The organism is Marmoricola sp. URHB0036 (assembly GCF_000426045.1).
In the GTDB taxonomy this organism is placed as follows: domain Bacteria; phylum Actinomycetota; class Actinomycetes; order Propionibacteriales; family Nocardioidaceae; genus Marmoricola.
Window position 1 is genome coordinate 12,947 of sequence record NZ_AUEP01000020.1, and the last position, 22,117, is coordinate 35,063.

19 protein-coding genes and 1 riboswitch are annotated in these 22,117 nt (G+C 71.0%); of the genes, 10 read left to right on the plus strand and 9 right to left on the minus strand.

The genetic code is table 11. The annotated features are described in order from the left end of the window. From H976_RS0119845 to H976_RS0119855, 3 genes are all read right to left on the minus strand, one after another. Entirely contained in the window at positions 1–1,020 is a 1,020-nt protein-coding gene (locus H976_RS0119845) for an ABC transporter ATP-binding protein (RefSeq protein ID WP_027862961.1), read from the minus strand. Between the two features lie 70 nt (positions 1,021–1,090). Next, a complete protein-coding gene (locus tag H976_RS0119850; protein ID WP_027862962.1) occupies positions 1,091–2,716 on the minus strand; it encodes an iron ABC transporter permease in 1,626 nt (541 codons plus the stop codon). After that, the gene (locus H976_RS0119855; RefSeq protein ID WP_155918555.1) at positions 2,713–3,768 is read right to left on the minus strand and encodes a thiamine ABC transporter substrate binding subunit; all 1,056 of its coding nucleotides are present in this window, start codon (positions 3,766–3,768) and stop codon (positions 2,713–2,715) included. The genes H976_RS0119850 and H976_RS0119855 overlap by 4 nt, the downstream gene beginning before the upstream one ends. Beyond that, positions 3,762–3,877: riboswitch (TPP riboswitch) on the minus strand. Its footprint overlaps the gene before it by 7 nt. Before the next feature lie 48 nt (positions 3,878–3,925). Here H976_RS0119855 and H976_RS30175 point away from each other — a divergent pair. Genes H976_RS30175 through H976_RS0119870 form a run of 3 tightly spaced genes read left to right on the plus strand, consistent with a single transcriptional unit; the run spans position 3,926 to position 8,972 of the window. After that, the gene (locus H976_RS30175; protein WP_027862964.1) at positions 3,926–7,126 is read left to right on the plus strand and encodes an AAA family ATPase; all 3,201 of its coding nucleotides are present in this window, start codon (positions 3,926–3,928) and stop codon (positions 7,124–7,126) included. 56 nt (positions 7,127–7,182) lie between these two features. After that, complete coding sequence (locus H976_RS29140; RefSeq protein WP_051277139.1) at positions 7,183–7,878, plus strand: hypothetical protein; 696 nt, start codon at positions 7,183–7,185, stop codon at positions 7,876–7,878. After that, on the plus strand, positions 7,875–8,972 hold the full coding sequence (locus tag H976_RS0119870; protein ID WP_027862965.1) for a class I SAM-dependent methyltransferase: 1,098 nt from the start codon (positions 7,875–7,877) through the stop codon (positions 8,970–8,972). The genes H976_RS29140 and H976_RS0119870 overlap by 4 nt, the downstream gene beginning before the upstream one ends. On the opposite strand, the gene H976_RS0119875 is transcribed toward H976_RS0119870, so the two are convergent. The 5 genes from H976_RS0119875 to H976_RS0119895 all read right to left on the minus strand — a co-directional run bounded on the left by H976_RS0119875 (position 8,962) and on the right by H976_RS0119895 (position 13,853). After that, positions 8,962–9,903 (minus strand): homocysteine S-methyltransferase family protein, encoded by a 942-nt coding sequence (locus tag H976_RS0119875; protein ID WP_027862966.1) that lies wholly within the window; start codon positions 9,901–9,903, stop codon positions 8,962–8,964. The genes H976_RS0119870 and H976_RS0119875 overlap by 11 nt on opposite strands. Before the next feature lie 78 nt (positions 9,904–9,981). Then, entirely contained in the window at positions 9,982–11,043 is a 1,062-nt protein-coding gene (locus H976_RS27495; protein ID WP_051277141.1) for an MBL fold metallo-hydrolase, read from the minus strand. Further along, complete coding sequence (locus H976_RS0119885; protein ID WP_027862967.1) at positions 11,040–12,128, minus strand: diacylglycerol kinase; 1,089 nt, start codon at positions 12,126–12,128, stop codon at positions 11,040–11,042. The genes H976_RS27495 and H976_RS0119885 overlap by 4 nt, the downstream gene beginning before the upstream one ends. Further along, positions 12,125–12,937, minus strand: a complete 813-nt coding sequence (locus H976_RS0119890; RefSeq protein ID WP_027862968.1) for an SDR family oxidoreductase — start codon at positions 12,935–12,937, stop codon at positions 12,125–12,127. The genes H976_RS0119885 and H976_RS0119890 overlap by 4 nt, the downstream gene beginning before the upstream one ends. 157 nt (positions 12,938–13,094) lie before the next feature. Further along, the gene (locus H976_RS0119895) at positions 13,095–13,853 is read right to left on the minus strand and encodes a sensor histidine kinase KdpD (protein ID WP_027862969.1); all 759 of its coding nucleotides are present in this window, start codon (positions 13,851–13,853) and stop codon (positions 13,095–13,097) included. Positions 13,854–14,247: 394 nt separating this feature from the next. Between H976_RS0119895 and H976_RS30480 the strand changes: the two genes are divergently transcribed. Further along, the gene (locus H976_RS30480; protein WP_051277143.1) at positions 14,248–14,898 is read left to right on the plus strand and encodes a GAF and ANTAR domain-containing protein; all 651 of its coding nucleotides are present in this window, start codon (positions 14,248–14,250) and stop codon (positions 14,896–14,898) included. Beyond that, positions 14,895–15,644 (plus strand): GAF and ANTAR domain-containing protein, encoded by a 750-nt coding sequence (locus H976_RS27505; RefSeq protein ID WP_036227561.1) that lies wholly within the window; start codon positions 14,895–14,897, stop codon positions 15,642–15,644. The genes H976_RS30480 and H976_RS27505 overlap by 4 nt, the downstream gene beginning before the upstream one ends. Positions 15,645–15,971: 327 nt before the next feature. Here H976_RS27505 and H976_RS0119915 read toward each other — a convergent pair whose 3' ends face one another. Then, a complete protein-coding gene (locus H976_RS0119915) occupies positions 15,972–16,988 on the minus strand; it encodes a LacI family DNA-binding transcriptional regulator (RefSeq protein WP_027862970.1) in 1,017 nt (338 codons plus the stop codon). 123 nt (positions 16,989–17,111) lie between these two features. Here H976_RS0119915 and H976_RS0119920 point away from each other — a divergent pair, with 123 nt between their 5' ends. From H976_RS0119920 to H976_RS27510, 5 genes are all read left to right on the plus strand, one after another. Then, positions 17,112–18,464: an MFS transporter gene (locus tag H976_RS0119920; protein ID WP_027862971.1), complete on the plus strand. Its 1,353-nt coding sequence runs from the start codon at positions 17,112–17,114 to the stop codon at positions 18,462–18,464. After that, on the plus strand, positions 18,461–19,315 hold the full coding sequence (locus H976_RS0119925; protein WP_027862972.1) for a shikimate dehydrogenase: 855 nt from the start codon (positions 18,461–18,463) through the stop codon (positions 19,313–19,315). The genes H976_RS0119920 and H976_RS0119925 overlap by 4 nt, the downstream gene beginning before the upstream one ends. Continuing rightward, on the plus strand, positions 19,315–21,132 hold the full coding sequence (locus H976_RS0119930) for a sugar phosphate isomerase/epimerase and 4-hydroxyphenylpyruvate domain-containing protein (protein WP_027862973.1): 1,818 nt from the start codon (positions 19,315–19,317) through the stop codon (positions 21,130–21,132). The genes H976_RS0119925 and H976_RS0119930 overlap by 1 nt, the downstream gene beginning before the upstream one ends. 40 nt (positions 21,133–21,172) lie before the next feature. Further along, positions 21,173–21,529: a lipopolysaccharide assembly protein LapA domain-containing protein gene (locus H976_RS0119935; RefSeq protein WP_027862974.1), complete on the plus strand. Its 357-nt coding sequence runs from the start codon at positions 21,173–21,175 to the stop codon at positions 21,527–21,529. Between the two features lie 290 nt (positions 21,530–21,819). Continuing rightward, a complete protein-coding gene (locus H976_RS27510; protein ID WP_036227563.1) occupies positions 21,820–22,113 on the plus strand; it encodes a hypothetical protein in 294 nt (97 codons plus the stop codon). The last annotated feature ends 4 nt before the right edge of the window (positions 22,114–22,117 follow it).

A 22,117-nucleotide genomic window follows, 5' to 3' on the forward strand; every position in this document is an offset into this window, starting at 1 on the left:
CTAGGGTTCGACCCCTGACAGGTCCGAAGGGATAAGTGCGATCCTCGACGTGTCGATCGACACACGCACCCGAGCCCCCACACGTACGTCGCTCCCGGGGTCGGCGACGCCCGGCAGCGAACCGGCTCCGTCCACGTCGAGCTGCAGCCGGATCTGGTCGGGAGTGACACGCGCTTCCTCGACCCGGGCCGTCAGCGGGCCGGTCGGATCGACCCGCAGGGCCGAGCGTCGCAGGGCGACCGACTCCCACGGCTCCCCCGGCGCGACCAGCTCACGGAGCCGGGCGGCCCGGTCGCCGGTGAGCACGGTCGCATAGCCCAGGAAGGCCGCCGTCCAGCCGTCGACCGGACGGCTCCACACCTCCTCGAGGGTGCCGGCCTGGACGATGCGACCCTCACGCATGACGGCCATCCGGTCGGCGACCGCAAAGGCCTCGTCGTGGTCGTGGGTCACCAGCATCGCGGTCGCACCGGCGGCGCGGAGGATGTCGTGCAGCTCGCCCGCGAGCCGTTCACGCAAGCCGCGGTCGAGGGCGCTCAACGGCTCGTCGAGGAGGAGCAGTCGCGGCTCGACGGCGAGCGCGCGGGCCAGCGCGACCCGTTGGCGCTCGCCTCCGGACAGCGTGGCGGGCAGCCGGTCGGCGTACCCCTCGAGGCCGACCAGGGCGAGGAGCTCGCGGGCACGCGCGCGCTGGTCGGCGCGGCTGCGGCGGCGCAGGCGGAGCGGGTAGGCGATGTTGGCGGCGACGTCGAGGTGCTCGAAGAGCTGGCCGTCCTGGAACATCAGCGCGAAGCCACGACGGTGGGTGGGAGTGCCGGCCAGGTCCTGCCCGTCGTACGACACCGTGCCGGAGGCCGGGACCTCGAGGCCGGCCACGGCCCGCAACAACGTGGACTTGCCGCACCCGGACGGACCGAGCACGGCGACCACCGATCCGGCCGGCACAGCGAGGTCGACGTGGTCGACCGCGGCTGTCGCGCCGAAGCGGACGGTCAGGTCTCGGACGTCCAGGCCACTCATCTCAGATGCCCAGGTCCAGAGGGGAGCACGCTGCGCCCCGCTCGCTTGCACACCCCTCTGAACCTGCGCATCAGAACGCCCCGACCGATGCGACCCGCAGCCGCTGGACGGCGAACATCACCACAGCGGTGGTCGCGGCGAGCACGACCGACGCCGCCATCGCCATCCCGAAGTTCTCGGCGCCGGGATGGCCGATCAGCCGATAGATCACCACGGGCAGGGTCGGGTTGTCGTCGCGGGCCAGGAAGCTGGTGGCCCCGAACTCGCCCAGCGAGACGGCGAACGCGAAGCCCGCAGCCGCGATCAGCGCTCGCCAGGCGACAGGAACGTCGACGGTCAGCAGCACGCGGAGCGGTCCGGCCCCCAGCGAGGCGGCCGCCTGCCGCTGACGGTCGTCGACCGAGCGCAGCACCGGAGCGAGGGTGCGTACGACGAGCGGGAGCGCCACCATCGCCTGCGCGATCGGGATCAGCAGTGCCGACTCGCGCAGGTCGAGGGGCGGCTTGTCGAGGGTGATCAGGAACCCGAAGCCGACGGTGACCGCGGAGACCCCGAGCGGCAGCATGAACACCCCGTCGAGCACGCCCATGGGGCGGCCACCGCCGGGCCGCGAGACGAGGAAGGCGACGCACGAGCCGAGGACGAGGGCGATCACCGTCGCGACCATCGCGATCTGCAGCGAGTTGGCGAGCCCGGTGGTGGCCGGCACCAGCAGGGCGTTGTGGGCGCCGGTGGTGCCGAGGGCGCGGTAGTTGTCGAGTCCCCAGGTGTCGCCCTGACGCAGGGAGGCGGACAGGAGCGACGCGAGCGGGGCCATCAGGAAGACGATGACCAGCCCGGCCCAGAGCAGCACCGGCAGCTGACGCAGACGCGGTCGAGGCAGCCGCTTGGTGGTGCGGTCGACCGGACCGGGTGAGCGGCGTACGCGGGCGGCGAGGACGAGCAGGGCGGTGATGACGACCAGCTGCAGGATCGACAGGGCGGCAGCGCCGGTGAGGTCGAGCTCCTGGGTGGTGAGGAGGTAGATCTCGGTCTCCACGTTGGAGTAACGGAGCCCGCCCATGGTCAGCACGACCCCGAACGACGTGGCGCAGAACAGGAACACCACGCTGGCCGCCGACACGATCCCGGGCACGAGCGCGGGCAACGTCACCGTGCGGAACACCTGCCACGGGCTGGCGCCGAGCACGGCCGCTGCCTCTTCGCGACGAGTGTCGATGGCCTCCCAGAAGGCTCCGACCGTGCGGACGACGACGCTGATGTTGAAGAAGACGAGCGCGGCCACGATCGCGGTGGCGGTCCCGTCGAGCCCGAGCGAGCCGAGCGGACCGGACGGCGCGATCAGCTGGCGGAACGCGACGCCGACCACCACCGTCGGCAGCACGAACGGCACCACCACGAGCGCGCGCAGCAGGTCACGACCGGGGAAGCGCAGCCGGTGCAGCACGAACGCGACCGGGAGTCCCGCGAGCACCGACACGAGTGTGGCAACGCCGGCCGACCAGACGGTGAACCAGAGCACCCGATGGGTGCGCGGGCGCCCGAGCACCTCGGTCACAGCACCGAGGTCGAGGGACCCGTCCGGCCAGAGCCCCCGCGCCAGCATGCCCACGACCGGGTAGACGAAGAACAGCACGAGCGCAGTCAGGGGCACCGCGGCGATCGCCACGGTGCCCCACCGCACTCGGAGCGTCACTGGCTGGTGACGTCGCGCCACTCGCGCAGCCACGTGGTCCGGTTCTTGGTGACGGCTGACGGGTCGACCGAGTAGGGGTGCGGTGAGACCGGCGCGTACGACGCCCAGTCGGCCGGCAGCTTGACCGTCGAGTCGACGGGATAGACGTACATGTTGTCCGGCAGTGCCTCCTGGAAGTCCTGACCGACCATGAAGTCGATGAACTTCTTCATGCCGGCGGGGTTGTCGGACCCCTTCAGCACGCCGGCGTACTCCACCTGGCGGAAGCAGGTGTCGAGCAGCGCGCTGGTCGTGGGCTCGGTGGCGCCCTTGGGGATGGTGAACGGCGGCGACGAGGAGTACGACGTGACGATCGGTCGGTCGCCGTTGCCACCACCCGCGGTGAAGTCGACCTCGTAGGCGTCGGTCCACCCGGCCGTGATCTTGGTGTCGTTGGCCATCAGCTGCTTCCAGTAGTCCTGCCAGCCGTCGCCCTTGGCCGCGATCGTCGCGAGCAGGAAGGCCAGCCCGGGCGAGGAGGTCGTCGCGCCCGGAGTCACGAACAGTCCCTTGTACGCCGGCTTGGCCAGGTCGTCGAGCGTCTTCGGCGGCGTCAGGTTCTTCTTGGCGAACCACGAGTCGTCGACGTTGACGCACACGTCGCCGTAGTCGATCGGGGTGAGATCGTCCTTGGCGTCGCCGGTGAGGCGGTACTGCTCGGCCGAGGACGGCAGCTCTTTGGCGTCGTACGCCGTCAGGATGCCTGCGTCGACCGCCCGCGAGGCGAAGGTGTTATCGATCCCGTAGACGCCGTCGGCCAACGGGGAGTCCTTGGTGAGCACCAGCTTGTTGGTGAGCTCGCCGGCATCGCCCTGCGGCCGGACCTTGACGGTGATGCCGGTCTCGGCCTTGAACTTCGCCAGCACGGACTTCGACATCGCCCAGCTGTCATGGGTGGCGACCACGAGGGTCTTCGGACTCTCCTTGGAGTCCGAGCCGCACCCGGCGAGTGCCGTGGCCAGCAGCAGGGTGCTCAGGACGGTGGGCAGCAGTCGTGACCGCATCAGGGTCATCTCCTTCGACTTCCTTCGCCGGTGCTAACCGGGGCAGGTTCAAGGGTCTGCGGCTCTCCGCACTCTCAGCGCCCCCGATGTCATCCCGGGCGCTCCCCTGTCGGACGCCGTCCACACTAGCCTGAGCAGGTTCGCTCTCGTCCTCGAGGAGTCCACCGTGAACGCCCAGCCGCTGCTCGGTCGTGACGACGTCGTCGCCCGGGCCGAGACGCTGCTGGCGGACTGCCGAGCCGGACGCGGGCGCGTGCTCTGGGTCCACGGTGACGCGGGCATCGGGAAGACACGGGTGCTCCTGGAGGTGGCGGCCCGCGCCGAGGGGTGCACGGTCCTGCGCGGCACGGGGTGGGAGGACCCCGGAACTCCGTCGTTCTGGGTCTGGTCCCAGGTACTGCGGGCCGCGGCCGCCGTACATCCTCCGGAGCAGTGGGGCGATCGCGCTCGGCCGGCGCTGCCGCTGCTCGAGGGGACGGGCGAGGCGCAGTCGGAGGTGCCGGGCCGCTTCCCGCTGTTCGATGCCGTGGCCGGTGTGGTCGACGACCTGGCCCGCGAGCAGCCCGTCGTGCTCCTGCTGGACGACGTGCACTGGGTCGACGAGGGGTCGTTGCGGCTCCTCCAGCACCTGACCTCGGACCTGGCGCAGCGTGCCGTCCTCGTGGTCTGCGGCTGGCGCGACCACGAGACCGACGTCACCGCCGAGCAGCGCGACCTCGCGGCCCGGATCGCCAGCCGTGGCGAGTCCTGGCTGCTGCGAGGTCTGCCCAGCGACGACGTACGCGCGCTGATCACCGCGACGACCGGTCGCGACCCCGGCGAGGACGAGACGCGCGCGGTCGCCGAGCGCACCGGTGGCAACCCGCTCTTCGTCTCGGAGATGGCCCGGCTGGCTGCCTCACGGGGCGTGGGCTCGGTCGCGACCGTGCTGCCCGAGTCGGCCAAGGCCACCATCCGTCGCCGCGTCGCTCGACTCGCCCAGCCCGCCGAGGCCGCCCTCGGGGCCGCGGCGGTGCTGGGGGCGTCATCGTCGGTGACCCGGCTGGCCTCGCTGCTCGGTACGCCGCCTGCCGAGCTGGCTGCGATGGTCGACGACCTGGTCGACGCAGGGCTCGTGACGCACGAGGGCGACCGCCTCGACTTCTCCCACGCGCTGATCCGCGACGCCGTCCACGAGACCCTCGCTCCCGCCCGTCGCCGCGAGCTGCACCTCGCGGCGGCCGAGCTGGTCGACGCAGGGTACGCACGCACGGGCGCCCTGGCAGCCGAGCGTGCGCACCACCTGATCCAGGCGCTGCCGCTGGTCTCCACGGACACCGCGGCCGCCGCGGCCCAGGATGCGTCCCGTGCCGCCACGGCCATGCTGGCCTACGAGGACGCCGCAGGCTGGTGCGACCGGGTCCTCGAGCTCGTCGACGTCGGGTCCCCTCGACGTGCCGACCTGTTGCTGCTCGCCGGCGAGACGCGGCTCAGCACCGGCGAGCTCGACCGGGCACGCGAGGCGTTCCTCGCGGCAGCAGAGCTCGCACGTCGCGCCGATGACGCCGACCTGTTCGCGCGCGCGGCGCTGGGCTTCGCGTCCGGACTGTCGGGGTTCGAGGTGTTCCTCTTCGACCGGGCGCAGACCGACCTGCTCGAGGAAGCTCTCGTGCGCCTCGGCCGCGAGGACTCCGTGCGTCGGGCGCAGGTCCTCGCCCGACTCTCGGTCGCGCTGTCCTTCTCCGCCACGACCGAACGGCGTCGGACGCTCGCCGAGGAGGCGGTCGCCATGGCCCGGGGGCTCGACGACCCGGCGGCGCTCGCGGGTGCGCTGGCCGCCCACTGCGACGCGGTCGCCGGCCCGGCGTACGTCGATCTGCGCAAGCAGCAGGCGGGCGAGATCATCGACCTGGCCCGACTGGTCCCCGACGTCGCACTCGAGCTCCTCGGGCTCCGGCTGCGCGTCGTCGCCCGGCTGGAGCGCGGTGACCTCGGGGGCGCCAGACAGGACATCGGCGAGTTCGAGCGTCTGGTCGCGCGCCTGCGGCAGCCATTCTTCTCCTGGTACACCGTCCTGTGGCGCGGCCTCGAGGCGCACCTCGCCGGTGACCTGGTCGAGATGGGGTCCTGCGCGACCGAGATCGGCCGGCTCGCCGAGCTGGGCGGAAGTCGCAACGCCCTGGTGCTGAGCCACGTGCAGTCCGCCTGGCCGCAGATCGAGCGCGGACTCGCGGCAGCGGCCATGGAGCACATGCTCACCGTCTTCGGGGACCTGCCTGAGCTGGCCGGCGACGGCGGCTCGGTCGTCCGGCTCTTCCACGGACAGCCGGCCGAGGTCCGCTCGGCCGCCCTCCCCCTGGTCCCGCAGATCCTCGCGAACCTGCCGGTCGACAAGGAGTGGCTGCCCAACCTCTCGGCCGTCGTCGGCGGCTTCTGGGAACAGGACATCGGCGGAGAGCCCGCCCGACTGGTCCACGACGAGCTCGCGCCGTGGGCCGAGCTGTTCCTCGTCGACGGGATCGGCGCCGCGTTCCTCGGCTCGGTCGAGCTCGCCCTCGGTCAGCTGACCACCCTCCTGGGGGACTACGACGCGGCAGCGGGCCACTTCGAGCGGGCACTCGACCGGAACGCGATGGCCGGGGCCGCGCTGCCGGTCGCGAACACCCAGCGCGCCTTCGCGGAGATGCTGAGGCGTCGCCGGGCGCCCGGCGACGAGGAGCGGCGCCGCGCGCTGCTCACCGAGTCGCTCGCGTTCTACCGCGGCGCGGGGATCCTCGAGCGGGTGGCCGAGGTCGAGGAACTCCTCGGACCGGCCCCGACGGCCGAGGTCACCGAGGTCACCGAGGCGATCGGCACCTTCCGACGCGCCGGGTCCTTCTGGATGGTGGGCTGGCGCGGGCGGGAAGCCACCCTCCCAGCGGTGAAGGGGATGGCCGACCTCGCCGTGCTCCTCGCGCAGCCCGACCGCGAGACCCACGTCCTCGACCTGGTCGGCGCCACCGGCGCGCCACGCAGCGACCTCGGGGAGGTCATCGACGCGCCCGCGCGGGAGGCCTACCGCGCACGGCTCGCCGAGCTGGAGGAACGCCTGACCGAGGCGGAGGCCACGGGTGACGCGGATGCCTCGGAGCAGGCGACGACCGAGCGGGAGTTCCTGCTGGCCGAGCTGGGGGCGGCGTACGGCCTCGGTGGGCGGGCCCGACGCGCGGGGGACCCCGCCGAACGCGCCCGCACCACGGTGACCTCGCGGGTGCGCGACGCCATCCGGCGCATCGACGACGCGCTGCCCGAGCTCGGCCGGCACCTGCGCGCGTCGGTCCGCACCGGCACCTACTGCATCTACGCACCGGAGTCCCCGACGACGTGGGACACCCGTCCCACGTCGTGAGGTCGGATCCCACGCCTGCGGGATGACACCAACCCTTCACAGAGAAAGGCCTCGCCATGGGCTTCCTGCAGATCATCGACTTCCACACCGACCACTACGACGAGTTCGTCCGCCTCGAGCGGCAGTGGGTCACCGACACCGACGGGCAGCGCACCGCCGTGGGTGGCCAGCTGTACGTCGACCGCGACGACCCGACGCACTACGTCGCCCTCGACTGGTTCACCGACTACGACTCGGCCATGGTGAACTCGGCACTGCCGGGCACCAGCGCCTTCGCCGAGAAGGCGACCGCGCTGAGCACGGCCGATGTCACCTTCCACAACCTCGAACCGGCCGACATCGAGGTGTTCATCCAGGGTGAGCCGGAGCTGCGCTGCGCCCTGGAGACCAGCACCCTGACGCGCCACGCCTTCAGCGACGACGTGGAGGTCGACATGATCGTCCCCCACGGCCGCGTCCGGACCAGGGGCGTCGACGCCCTCGAAGCGGGCCTGAAGGAGGAGTCCGCCGGGAGGACCCTCACGGTCTGGGACGTCCAGGCGACCATGACGGGCTTCGTGGTCGAGTACGCCTACCGCACCCACGACGAGGACGACAGCGCCGCCGTCGGAAGCGTGATCGCCCACGTGCACGAGGGTCGGATCGACCGCCTCTTCATCACCTGCGGGGGCAACTGGAACGTCGAGACCCAGGAGCGCGTGCGCCGCGAGACCGGAGAGCTCGGTGCCGGTCTCGTCGGGAGCCGGTCATGACCGCCGTCGAGACCACCCCGGAGCCGGCGGCGATCGAGGCCGGCGGCGCGATCATGGAGCGCCTGTTCATGGCGATGCTCGGATCCCTCGAGCTGGCCACGGTGCACCTGGGGTCGCAGCTCGGCCTGTACGCCGCGCTCGCCCAGCCGCGCTCCGCGGGCGAGCTGGCCTCGGCGACCGGGATCGACGAGCGTTACGCCGAGGAGTGGCTCGAGCAGCAGGCCATCGGCGGCCTGGTTGAGGTCGCCGAGCCCGGCGACCGCCGGACGCGGAGATACGTCACGAGCCGGGGACAGCGGATGGCCCTTGCCGAGCCCGACTCGCCCGTGTACGCCGCGTCCATGGCTCTCCTCCTGGGCGGCGTCGGCGCGGTTCTGCCCCGGCTGCCGCAGACCTATCGTGACGGGACCGGCATCTCCTTCGGTGAGTACGGCGACGACGTCCGGCTCGGGCAGGGGTTGTTCAACCGCATCGCGTTCCTCGGCCAGCTCGTCCCGGAGTGGCTGCCGGCGATGCCGGACGTCGCCGCGCTGCTGGCCCGCGACGGGGCGGCAGCGGTCGACCTGGGCTGCGGGGTCGGGTGGTCGAGCATCGCCCTGGCCCAGGCCCACCCCGCACTCACCGTCCTCGGTGTCGACAGCGACGACGCCTCGGTGATGGAGGCGCGGCTGCACGCCGCCGACGCCGGGCTGGAGGACCGGGTCCGCTTCGAGGTCGTCGACGCAGCTGCCGACCTCGGCGAGGACAGCTTCGACGTCGCCTTCTACTTCGAGGCCCTGCACGACATGGCTCATCCCGTCGAGGCGCTGGCATCGACTGGCCGGGCGCTGCGCCCCGGTGGACGGGTGGTGGTCATGGACGAGCGTGCGGAGGAGGAGTTCGCCCCGGACGGCTCGGAGATCGAACGGCTGCTGGCCGCGTCGAGCGTGCTGCACTGCCTGCCGGTGGGCCGCTCGCAAGGCGACTCGACAGCGACCGGCGCACTCTTCCGTCCGGCGACGATGCGGCGTTACGCCGAGCAGGCGGGCTACGCAGCCGTCGAGGTCGCGCCCATCGAGCACGACGTCTTCCGGTTCTACGTGCTCAGGCCGTGACGGCGTCCGCGATGGCGGCGATGTGCTCGTGGTCGGTGCCGCAGCACCCACCGACCACCCGGAGGTGCGGCAGGATCTGCTGCAGCTGCGCGTAGTGGTCGGCCAGCCCCTGCACGTCACCGCGGTCCAGCCCGTCGGCGGCGTCGAGCTCGGCGTGGCTCATCGTCGAGGAGTTCGCGCGGATCGCCTGCACCCGCTGCACCCACGGCTCGCCGTTCGCGAGGCCGTCCGCCAGGACCGAGGCGAAGTGGGTGGGGTGGGCGCAGTTCACCATGAAGTACGCCGCCACCGACTCGGTCTCCCGGTCGACCTGCTCGATCGCAGCACCCAGGCCCTGACCCGACGGCAGTCGCCCGTCGGTCTCGACGGTGAAGGAGACCGCGACGGGCACGCCGGCCGCCGTGGCCGCCTCGACGACGCCGATCGCCTCCTCGGCGTACGTCATCGTGACGGCGCTCATCAGCTGCGCACCCGCGGCGGCGAAGGCGTTGGCCTGGAGCGAGTGGTAGCTCGCGGCCTCGTCACTGCTCATGGTCTCGCCGACCACGTAGCCGTCGCCGCGTGGACCGACGACGCCGTTGACCACGGTCTCCAGGCCCGGCCGCGAGGCGCCCACCCTCGCGGCGTAGCTGACCGCCCGGCGGTTGACCTCGGCGAGAGCCCACGGGTCACACCCGAGCCGGGCACCCCAGTCGGGGTTGGCCCGCCAGGTCACCGTGTCGATGACGAAGCCGGACCCGACGCGTTCCGCGGTGTCGAGGTACGGCCTGAAGTAGCGGTCGAGGTGTGCTTTGCCGTCCTCGGAACTGAGCAACGGGAACGACGCGAAGTCGGGGAGGGCGAGGCCGTCGAGGAAGATCAGCGTCGTCTCGAGGCCGCCGTCGGTGAGGTAGACGGACCCGCTCGCGGACAGGGGCAGAGAGGTGGGCATGAACGTCTCCTAAGCGGTTCCGTCGATGGTGCCCCGGAACCGGGCCTTGCGCAGCCCCGCGCGCGGCCGATCTGACTCTCAAGCCGGGCGAAGCGGCTCGAACCGGACGGTCGCGCCCGCGATGCGAGACACCTTTCCCTGGAGGGCCAGCAGCTCGAGATGGGCGAGCGTCTCGAACGCCGCCAGCACGCCGTCGAACGGCCCGAGCTCGTCGCGATGGCGCTCGCGTCGGGTCCACGGCAGCTCGCCGGCCGCCTCCCACGCCGTACGTGCTCCGGAGTCGACAGCGCGCAACGACTGCTCGAGGCGTACGTCGTGGTGCGCCACCAGCTCGTCGACCCGCGTGTGCGAGGACTCGGTCACCGGGCCGTGCGCCGGCAACAGCTTCAGGTCCGGCATCGCCCGGACCTTCGCGAGCGAGGCGAGGTAGTCACGCAACGGTTGCTGGACGTACGCCGGTTCGAAGCCGATCGAGGGCGTGATCGTGGAGAGCACGTGGTCGCCCGCGAAGAGCAACGAGGCCTCCTCGTCGGCGAAGACGTAGTGCCCTTGGGTGTGTCCGGGCGTCGAGACCGCCCCGAGCCGACGCGACCCGATGTCGATGACCAGGTCTCGGTCGAGCCACTCGTCGGGCATGCCGTAGTCGTCCATCGACGGCGGTCTGGACGGCATCATCGCCCGCCAGCCCTCGGCCAGCTCCTCGGCCCCGGCGGCACGCAATCGGTCCATGTTCGGGTCCTCGTCGAGGGCGTCGCTGTGCATCAGCTCCATCGTGGCCTTGTCCCCGAGGCCGAGCGCCACGTGCGCGCCCACCTCACGACCGACCACCGAAGCCTGCGTGTAGTGGTCGCGGTGCATGTGGGTGACCAGGAAGCGGCGGATGTCACGCACGGTGTAGCCGAGCTGCTTGAGACTCGCGTCGAAGATCGTGCGTGACTCGGGGATGGCCCAGCCACCGTCGATCAGCACCAGTCCGTCGTCGGTCTCGATGACGTAGACGTTGACCGCACGGAGCCCGTCCATCGGCAACGGCAGTGGCAACCGGTGCACGCCCGGCGCCACCTCGAAGGCGCCCGGCTCGGTCCACTCCCCCCGACCAGCACGGTCGACGACGCGCTCGGCGCCGGGGGGTCGGGTCACGTCGCGGACGCTACCAACCCACGTCCCGTGACCGGTGGCAGGTCCTTGGCGTACACCAGTCCTGGCCCGGCCTCGCAGACGGCGTGCACGGCGTTCACCAGCCGCATCGCTGTCACGATCATCCCGGAGACGTTGTGGTCACCGTCCTCGCCGTGGTGGGTGAAGTCGATGCGCATCACCGGCTCGCCCTCGACCTCGACGCGGTAGCAACCGCCGCCCTCGGGAGGCTGCGGCCAGGACGGCATCTGGTCGACGTGGGTGCGCGTCACGTGGTCGAGGATCACCCGCGGCACTCCGTCGACCAAGCCTTTGACCTGGAAGCGGACGGCACCCATGGTGCCCTCGGCGATGTCCACGCTCGCGGTGCTCAGCTCGCGGTCGGCCGGCTCGCGCTCGACGATCTCCTCGAGGTCGGGGTCGAGCTCGAGCTCGAGCCCGGCCGCGATCTGGCGTACGACGGGACCCCATGCGGTGGTGAGGATCCCGGGCTGCCAGAGCATCGCCACGTCGTCCATCGGCTTGCCGAAGCCGTAGATCTCGTTCATCACGACTGGCTGGTAGTACGTCGAGTAGTCGGCGATCTCGCTGACCCGGACCAGGTCGATCCGCTGCGACAGCGAGGTCAGCGCCAGCGGCAGCACGTCGTTGGCCCACCCGGGGTCGATGCCGTTGACGTGCAGGCTGGCCCCCGTCTTCTCCCCGGCGGCGTCGATGGCGTCGACGAAGTCGTCGAGGCCGAGCCCCTGCGGGTAGCAGAGCAGCACCGGGCCGCTCGAGACGACGTTGATGCCGCGCTCGACCATCTCGGTCAGATCGGCGATCGCCTCGAAGATGCGGTCGTCGACCATCGCCGTGTGCACGATGCAGTCGGGCTCGAGGGCGTACAGCGCCTCCTTGTCGTCGGTTGCCAGGACACCGAGCTCGCGTCCCAGTCCCGCGAGCTCACCTGCGTCCTTGCCGACCTTCTCCGGGCTGGAGACCCACACGCCCACGAGCTCGAGATCCGGACGGGCGTCGATGCCGGCGATGGCGTGCCGACCCACCGTGCCGGTCGACCACGCGACGACGCGCTTGACGTCGCTCACTGTTCGGCACCCGATCCGGCGACCAGGTCGGGGAGACCGAGGTCGAGGTTGGGGATCTGCAGACCGCCGTCGACCTCGATCACCTTGCCGGTGACGAAGCCGCCCGCGGGACTGGCCAGGTAGAGCACCGCCGCCGAGATGTCCTCGACCTCACCCACGCGACCCAACGGCGTCTTCGAGGTCATCTGGTGCATGGTCGCCTCGTCGCTGGCCACGAACTCGAGCGCGCTGGTCATCACACTGCCGACCGCGATCGCGTTCACCCGGATCGTCGGGCTCAGGTCGAGGGCCGCCAGCCGGGTGTAGTGCGCGAGTGCGGCCTTGGCCGTGCCGTAGGCGAGGTAGCCGCGGCCGGAGACCCGGCCCATCACGCTGGAGATGTTCACGATCGAGCCGCCGTCGTTCTTCAGCATCTGCGGCACCGCGGCCCGGGTGAGTGCGTGGGCGGTGGAGACGTTGAAGTGGAAGGCCTCCTCGAGGTAGGCCGGGTCGGTGTCGAGCAGTGCGTTGGGGATAGTTCCGCCGACGTTGTTCACGACGATGTCGAGCCGGCCGAACTCGTCGTACGCCGCATCGGCCAGGCCGGCGACGGCGTCGAGGTCCATCAGGTTGGCGGGTACGACGAGGGCTCGTCGCCCGGCCGCCTCGACGTCCTTGGCGACCTGCTCGAGCTGGTCGGCCGTGCGTGAGGAGAGGACGACATCGGCACCCGCCTCGGCGAGGGCGACGGCACTCGCCGCGCCGATCCCCCGTCCGGCGCCGGTGACGACCGCGACCTTCCCGTCCACCTTGAAGCGGTCCAGAATCATGCGCGAAAATGTAACACGTTCTAGTTCTTGGTGGACCAGTCTCAGGTCGCCGGGTTTCCCCGGACGTCCGGGGATTCTGTGGGCTGGCGGGCAGAACTTTGCCTGCCAGCCCGGAGTTTCACCGGACGTCCGGGGAAACTTGGGGCGACGCCCTCCCTCACGCCAGGTCGGCCAGCGCCTCCCGGGCGAGCGGCACCTGGAGCAGGAAGGTGGCGCCGTGGCCGTGCTCGGACTCGACGCTCACGGTGCCGCCGTGGCTCTCCGCGATCTGTTTGGTGATGAACAGGCCGAGGCCGAGGCCGGGCAGGTGGGCGGTCTCCTCCTCGCGCTGGAAGACCTCGAAGATGCGGGCCTTGCCGTCCTCGCTGATGCCCGGACCCTCGTCGTGCACCGAGATCCGGGCGAAGTGACGGCCGCGGTCGAGGGAGACCGAGATGCTCGACCCGGGCGGGGAGAACTTGATGGCGTTGCCGAGCAGGTTGACCATCGCCCGCTCCAGCCGGATCGAGTCACCGTCGACCCAGCAGCCGGGCTCGTCGGCGAAGAGCACCAGCTTCATGTTCTTGGCATCTGCGAGCAGACGGGTGCGTTCGACGACCGACCTCACCAGCTCGGACAGCTCGAGACGTTCGAGCTCGAGGCTCTCCATGTCGTCGAGCGAGAAGCCGTGGCTGAGGTCGGTGATCAGCGCCGTCATGGTGATCGCCGAGCGGTGCAGCTGTTCGAGCTGCTTGCGCACCATCGGCTCGAGGACCTGGTGCTCGAGCAGCACCTCGCTCAGCCCGAGGATCACCTGCGCAGGCGAGGACAGGTCGTGCACCGTCATCGCGTTCAGCCGGCGCTGGGAGGCCAGCTGGCTGTTGATCCGGCCCAGCTCGCGGAGGAGCATCTCGTGCCGCTCGTCCTCAGCCTGCATCGACTCGGTCCTCCCCCCAGCAGCGGCACAGTCCGACCTCCTCGAGGTCACGCTGCTGGGTGGTGTCGCGGCCCAGCATCGACGACTCCCAGGCGGCGGACATGCTGGCATGGTAGGGCGAGGTCCGGGTCCATTTCAGGGGGTCGTCCACAGGAGGTTGGGTGCCCGGCCGCCATACCCGGACAGAGTCGGGCAAGGCGCACGAGATTTCCTTTCGATGCCGTCCCAAAGATTGCGGCTCGCCCCCGTGCCGAACGCGGCAGCCGGGGCTAGGGTGATTTCGAGGGTCCGGCGGCGACTAGTCCGGCCGATCAACAGATGGGGGGTGCGCGATGACGGTCACGACCGCCCACTCCCGCCCCGTGCGTCACCAGCTCACGACGGCTGCCCGCACGTGACCAAGGCACCGACCGATCAGCTCGAGCGACTGTGTCGAGCCGCTGTCACGGTCACCGGGGTGAGCAGCTGCGGGGTCACCATGCTGACCGACGGTGGGCAGAGCGTCACCGCCCTCGCGTCCGCCCCGCAGGCGCACGCCGTCGAGGATCTGCAGCACACCCTGGGCGAGGGCCCGGGTGTCGACGCCTCCCGATCTGGTGCTGCGGTGCTCGTCCCCGACCTCAGCGACGGTGACGATCCGGCCCTGAAGAGGTGGCCCACGTTCGCCAGGGGCGCCGTGGACTCCGGTGTGTTGGCGGCGTTTGCCTTCCCGCTGCTCCTCGGCACTGCCCGGATCGGCGCGATGAGTCTCTACCGGAACTCACCGGGTGGCCTGACCCCTGACCAGCTCACGCAGGGCCTGGTCACTGCCGACTCGGTGGCACTGACCCTGGCCGAGAAGGGCGACGGGCTGCCGATGCCGGACCAGGCCGATCCGATGCGGGTGCACCAGGCCGCCGGGATGGCCATGGTCCAGCTCGGCGTACCGGTCGACCAGGCGCTGCTGCGCATGCGGGCGATCGCCTTTGCCGAGGGGACCACCGTGGACGAGCTCGCCGACGCCATCTTGCTGCGACAGCGGCGACTTTCTCAGGAGGACGCATGACACCAGACGAAAGGCTGGTACGGCAGGCCGCGCTGGCCGAACGCTTCGTGGCGCTGGCCGACACCCTGGTCGACGACTTCGACGTCGTGGAGGTGCTCGACGGGCTGATGGGCACTTGTCTCGAGCTGCTCGGGGTCGACGAGGCGGGACTGCTGCTGACCGACCCACGGGGTGGCTTGCAACGCGTCGCATCGTCCAGCGAGGAGGCACGCCTGCTCGAGCTGTTGCAGGTGCAGACCCGCGAGGGTCCCTGCTTCGAGGCCGTGGCGACCGGGGAGATCATCGCCGTCGACGACATCTCCGCGACCCATGACCGCTGGCCGGCCTTCGCCGAGCGGGCGGTGGCCGACGGGTTCAGCTCGGTCTACGCCTTCCCGATGCGACTACGCGACGCCACCGTGGGCGGCCTGAACCTGTTCGGTGTCCGCGCCGCATCCCTCGTTGACGACGACCAGGTGATCGCCAAGGCGCTGGCCGACATCGCCACCATCGGGATCCTCCAGCAGCGCAGCATCCACCGTTCCTCGGTGCTCGCGGAGAACCTCCAGCGCGCACTGAACACGCGCATCGTGGTGGAGCAGGCCAAGGGCGTGCTCTCCGAGCGTGGCCAGATGCCGATGGACCAGACCTTCGAGCTGCTCCGCTCCTTCGCGCGCAGCCACAACCTCAAGCTCAGCGAGCTCGCCCGCTCGATCGTGTACCCACCCCACCGGGCCGACGAGGTTCTCGCCAGTCGAGACAGCTGACCGCTCTCGCTCTGGTCAGGCCGCGCCTGCCGGGCGTACCGTACTGCCAGCGCCATCGGCGCCGCAGCCCGGACCCCGCTGCTCGTGAACACCGAGCAGCGAAAAGGTCCCGCGTGCACCATCTCCCCCGCACCCGCAGCGCAGGTCGGCATCGGTCCGACCCGCCGCGGGTCCCCTACTGGTCGCCGAGGCACCGCCGCCTCCGGCCACCGGCCCGTGAGCCCGGGGGAACTCCGAAGAGTCGCGAACCCCTCCTAGTGGCGCGACTCGGACGAGATGGGGTCGGGCGCCCGTCGGCCACCACCTGGCCGGCGGGGGCCCGGCGTTCTACTCGTCCCGGACCGGCACCGGACCGGTCGAGCCACGCACGACGAGGTGCGTCGGCAGCACCCGCGTCGGGCCCTCGACCTCGGTCTGGCGGTGCGGCAGCTGCTGGACCAGCACCTCGACCGCCCGTGCGCCGGCATCGGCGGTGCGCTCGGCGAGCGTGGTGAGGGTCGGCTGGCAGAACTCGGCTCCGAACACGTCGTCGAACCCGACCACGCTGACGTCCTCAGGCACGCGGTGACCGCGCTCGGCCAGCCGACGCATCACCCCGATCGCGAGCATGTCGTTGTGGCACACGACTGCGGTGGCACCCGACGCGACCGCTGCGTCGACGGCGGCCGGTCCTCCTCCCAGGGTCGGCATGTAGGGCCCGAACCTGCGGGCCTCCATCCCCTTCTCCGCGGCCGCCGCCTGCAGTCCGTGCCAGCGACGGGCGCCCGACCACGACTCCGCGGGGCCGCCGGCGAAGACGAAGGATCGGTGGCCGTACGACGCGAGGTGGTCGACGATCTGCCTCGTCCCGGAGTCGTAGTCGGCCACCACACATCCGAGTCCTGCGGTGGCCCGGTTGACCAGCGCGATCGGGCTGCGCTCGGCGGCGGCGCGCAGCTCGTCGTCGGTGAGCCGCGAGGCGCTGATCACGAACCCGTCCACGGCACGCTCGAGGCGGCGTACGAGCTCGGCCTCGGCGGTCGGGTTCTCGGCGGTGTCGCCCAGGACCAGCGTCAGCCCGGCCGCCGCCGCCGCGCGCTCGGCGCCCTTGATGACCCCCGAGAAGTAGGGGTTGGTGATGTCGGGGACCAGCAACGCGATGGTGCGGGTGCGCCCGGACCCGAGCGCCTGCGCCGTCGGGTTGGGCACGTAGCCGAGCTCCTCGGCCACCCGCAGGACGTGCGCGCGGGTGCGGTGGTTGATGCGCTGCGGGCGGGTGAACGCGCGCGACACGGTCGAAGCTGCCACCCCGGCCGCCTCGGCGACGTCGTTCAGGGTCGGGCGACGCTGCGGCACGGGACCCATGCGGCCACCATATGGCAAGAAATGGCAAACGCTTGCCATGTGACCGGCGCCACTCCTACGTTCCGGGGAACCAGACCCGATCGGGACGGCAAGCGGCCGGTCGAGAGCAGGAGAAGTGGCCCGATGAACACACCTTCCGACCTCGTCAGGACTCCCCGCCGGGCGGCGGTGGCTGCCTGGTTCGGCAGCGCACTCGAGTACTACGACCTCGCCATCTACGGCACCGCCGCGGCGCTGGTCTTCCCGGACATCTTCTTCCCCGAGGGCAACGACTCCGCCGCCACGATCGCTGCCTTTGCGACCTTCGGCGTGGCGTACGTCGCTCGGCCGATCGGCTCGTTCCTGATGGGCCACATCGGAGACCGCCTCGGTCGCAAGACGATCATGGTCGGCACGCTGCTGCTGATGGGCACCTCGACGTTCCTGGTCGGTTGCCTCCCGACGTACCACCAGGTGGGGCTGCTGGCTCCCACGCTGCTCGTCATCCTGCGACTGCTGCAGGGTCTCTCCGCCGCCGGCGAGCAGGCCGGCGCCAACTCGATGTCCTTCGAGCACGCACCGGACAACGAGCGCGGGTTCTTCACCAGCTTCACCCTCAGCGGGACCCAGGGCGGCCAGGTGCTGGCGCCCGCCGTGTTCCTCCCGCTCGCCGCCGTGCTCTCCGACGACCAGCTGCAGGCATGGGGCTGGCGGGTGCCGTTCCTGCTCAGCGCGATCGTGGTCTTCGTGGGCCTCTACATCAGGCTCAAGCTCGAGGAGACCCCGGAGTTCCGCGCCGAGGAGCAGCAGGACGAGGTGGCCAAGGCTCCCCTCGGCGTCCTGTTCCGCGACCACTGGCAGAACGTGCTGCGCGTCTTCTTCGCCGCCTTCATCGCGATGGTCAACACGATGTTCCAGGTCTTCGCACTGAACTTCGCCACCTCCGACGACTTCGGCATCGGCTTCAGCAACACCTTCATGCTGTGGCTCGCCATCGTGGCCAACCTGGTCGCGATCTGCACCATCCCGTTCTGGGCCCGGCTCTCCGACCGGGTCGGCCGCAAGCCGGTGTTCGTCACCGGCGTGCTCGGCAGCGCGGTCCTGGTGACGGCCTTCCTGGGTGCCATCTCGTCGGGCAGCCACGCGCTGACCTTCGGGCTCGGCGTGCTGCTGGCCGGCGTCGTCTACAGCATGCCGAACGCGGTGTGGCCGGCGACGTACGCCGAGTACTTCCCGACCCGCGTCCGCCTCTCCGGGATGGCCATCGGCACCCAGTTCGGCTTCGCGCTGGCCGGCTTCACGCCGACCATCGCCGGCTGGCTGATGGACGGCAACGCCGACAACTGGGTCAAGGTCGCCGCCTTCGCGGTCGGCGCCTGCGTCATCTCGGCCGTCGCCGTCATCACCGGTCCAGCGGCCACTCATCTCGTCGCCACTCGCAAGATCGGGGTCACCTCTCGCGCCGCGCTCCGTTCGAGCGTGGTGAGCCAGGCGTGAACGACGAGGGCTCCTTCTCCCTCGGTCTGGTCGGGTCAGGAATCGGCGGCTCGCTCACCCCGGCGATGCAGGAACGCGAGGGTCGCGAGGCCGGGCTGTCCCTGACCTACCGGTTGATCGACGCCGACGTCCACGGCCTGACGAAGGCCGACCTGCCCGAGCTGCTGACCTGGGTACGTCGGCTCGGGTTCGACGGGGTCAACATCACCCACCCGTTCAAGCAGGCAGTGGTGCCGCTGCTCGACGACCTCTCCGACGACGCCCGCGACCTCGGTGCCGTGAACACCGTCCTGTTCCGCGAGGGCCGGATGCTCGGACGCAACACCGACTGGTCGGGCTACGGACGAGCCTTCCGTGCCGTCCTTCCCGACGCGGTGCACGACCGGGCACTGCTCATCGGTGCCGGCGGCGCCGGTGTCGCCGTCGGGTACGGGCTGCTGCGCCAGGGGGCGACGCGGGTCGACGTGCTCGATGCGGACGAGGCGACGGCGGCCGCCTGCGTCGACCGGCTCACCGCCCGCTTCGGGCCGGACCGGGTCGGCATCGCACGCGACCTCGAGACCGCACTGGCCGACGTGCAGGGAGTCGTCAACGCGACTCCGGTCGGCATGCTCGGCCACCCGGGCTCGGTGGTCCCGCTCGCCCGCCTGCGCAGCGACCTCTGGGTCAGCGACGTCGTCTACTTCCCGCTCGAGACCGCGCTGATCTCAGCCTCGCGGGCACGCGGCTGCCGGGTGCTCCCCGGCGGCGGGATGGCGGTGCAACAGGCGGTCGGCGCCTTCGAGTACTTCACCGGCCGACCGGCCGACTCCGCCCGGATGGAGGCCCACTTCAAGGAGCTGACCGGCTGATGCGCAAGGGCATCGCGACGGTCTCCCTCAGCGGCGTGCTCCAGGACACGCTCGGCGCCGCCGCCGGCGCCGGGTTCGACGCGATCGAGCTCTTCGACAACGACCTGATCGGGTCACCGCTCGCGCCCCGCGAGGTGGCGTCGCGCTGCGCTGACCTCGGACTGGAGATCGCGCTGTTCCAGCCGATCCGTGATGTCGAGGGTGTGCCCCCGGACGCCTTCGAGACTGTGCTGCACCGACTGCGCACCAAGCTCGGCGTGATGGCCGAGCTGGGTACGACGACCCTGCTGGCCTGCTCGAACGCCAGCGCCGGGGCGGTCGACGACCTCGACCTCACCGCCGAGCAGCTGCACCGCGTCGGGGAGGTCAGCGCGGAGGCCGGCGTGACCGTGGCCTTCGAGGCGCTCGCCTGGGGACGCCACGTCCATCGCCTGGCTCAGGCCTGGGAGGCGGTCGTCCGCGCCGATCACCCTGCGATCACCCTCGCGGTCGACACCTTCCACGTGCTCGCGCGTGGCGACGACGGCTCCGCGCTGGACGGGATCCCCGGGGACCGCATCGGCTTCCTCCAGGTCGCCGATGCTCCGTGGCTGGACATGAACCTGCTCGAGTGGAGTCGGCACCACCGCTGCTTCCCAGGCCAGGGCACGCTCGACGTGACCGGGGTGGTGGCGGCGACGCTGGCCGCCGGATACCGCGGTCCCCTCTCGCTCGAGGTGTTCAGCGACGTGGTCCGCGAGACAGACCCCGACGTGACGGCGCGCGACGCGATGCGGTCGCTGGTCTTCCTCGAGGACGAGCTGGCGCGCGTCGTACCTCCGATCGAGGGGGCCACGGTCAGCGCCGCTCCTGCCGTCGCGACCCGCACCGACGCCGCCTTCCTCGAGCTCGCCTGCACACCCGGTGACGACCATGTCGACAAGCTGCTCGACGCCCTCGGTTTCGCGCTGGCCGGTCGTCACCGATCCAAGCCCGTCGCCTGGTGGCGCAACGGCGAGGCGCATGTCGTCGTCAACGAGGCGGCGGGCGAGTCCGACACCAACCATGCGTCCGCCCTGGGCCTGGCCGCGCGACCGGTGGAGGCGGTCGCAGCACGGGCCCGGGCGCTGCTCTGGCCCGAGGTGGACTCCACGCGCGGGACGGGTGAGGCGATGCTGCCGGGGATCGCGTCACCGTCCGGCCTGCACGTCTTCGTCAGCGACACCCCGGGGCACGGCGACCACTGGCAGGGCGACTTCGTGCCGACGAGTGCCGGCGGTGCCGGTTTCTCCACCGGCCTCGACCACGTCGTCATCTCCGTCTCCCCCTTGCAGCTCAACGAGGAGATGGCCTTCTTCCGGACGGTGTTCGGCTTCGCTCCGGAGTCGCCCGAGGAGTTCATGGAACCGCATGGTCGGCTGCGCAGCATCGCGTTGCGACCAACCGCGGGCGACGTACGCATCGTGCTCAACGTGACCGAGGCATCACCGCAGAGCGCGCACCCGCACGGCGTCACCCAGGTGGCGCTGCGGTGCGACGACGTGGCGACCGCCGTCGCCAGCCTGCGCTCGCGAGGCGTGCCGTTGATGCGCGTCCCGGACAACTACTACGCCGATCTCGACGCCCGGTTCGGGCTGCCGACGGAGGTCCTGGACCACCTCCGCGAGCACCAGCTGCTCTACGACCGGGTGGGGGACGCCGAGCTGTTGCACGCGTTCACCGAGGACCTCGGCACCGGGTTCCACGTCGAGCTGCTCGAGCGGCGCGGTGGGTACGACGGGTACGGCAGCCCCAACACCTTCGTGCGACTGGTCTCGCAGCTCGGCGGCAACCCGTGACCGGGCGTGTGGGCCGGCCCAGGTGGGGTACGCCCCCAAGGTGACCTCTGCCGACTCCCCGTCCTCCGCCCAGGAACCACGTCCCGAGGACGACCCGGTCTCCGAGCACGAGCCATCGGCGCGCCCAGCGGGCCAGCCCGACCCCCTTCGCGGGTCACGCACCAGCGGGTTCTGGTCCGCCGTACTCCTGCTCGTCGTGCTCCTGCTCCTGCTGGCCGTGTTCATCCTGCAGAACACCCAGAAGGTGGAGGTCTCGTTCTTCGGCTGGGACGGCCACGCGCCGCTCGCCGCGACGCTGCTGCTCGCGGCCGTTGCCGGCGCCGCGGTCGTCGCTGCGGCCGGCGTCCTGCGCATCCTCCAGCTGCGGCGACGGGTCAAGCGCGGACGCAAGGCCTAGCAGCGCCCCGTTTGCCCCATGTCGGATCGGGGCACCCTTCCGCAGGTCGGCCGCTCGGGCTCCGGCCAGTCACCACACCACCAACCGGACGGAGTCTCACCATGTTGTGGACCATTCTCGTCATCCTGGTCATCATCGCCCTCGTGCTCTTCATCCTCGGTCGCGTCCGGGGACGCCGCGGCGGCGTCTGAGCCGAGGCACACCCACTGCACGATTGAGGTCCCCTCCCCCGGGGTAGTGGCTAGAAGAGGTCGCGAGACCCGCGGCCGCACCCTGGGGAGGGAACCGACATGAGTGTCATCGGCGTCATCATCGCGGGCATCATCATCGGGTTGCTGGGAAAGTTCGTGGCACCCGGAGACAAGGACAACATTCCGATCTGGCTCACGGTGCTCTGCGGCATCGGCGGAGTCCTGATCGGCTGGTACGTGTACGCCGCCTTCGGCGGGGACACGACCTCCGGTGTCGACTGGGTGCGCTGGCTCGTGGCGATCGTGGTCTCGTCGGTCCTCGTCGTGATCGCGTCCACCATCACCGGCCGGAACACCTCGAAGACGTCCCGGCTCAAGTCCAAGCTCAGCTGAGACG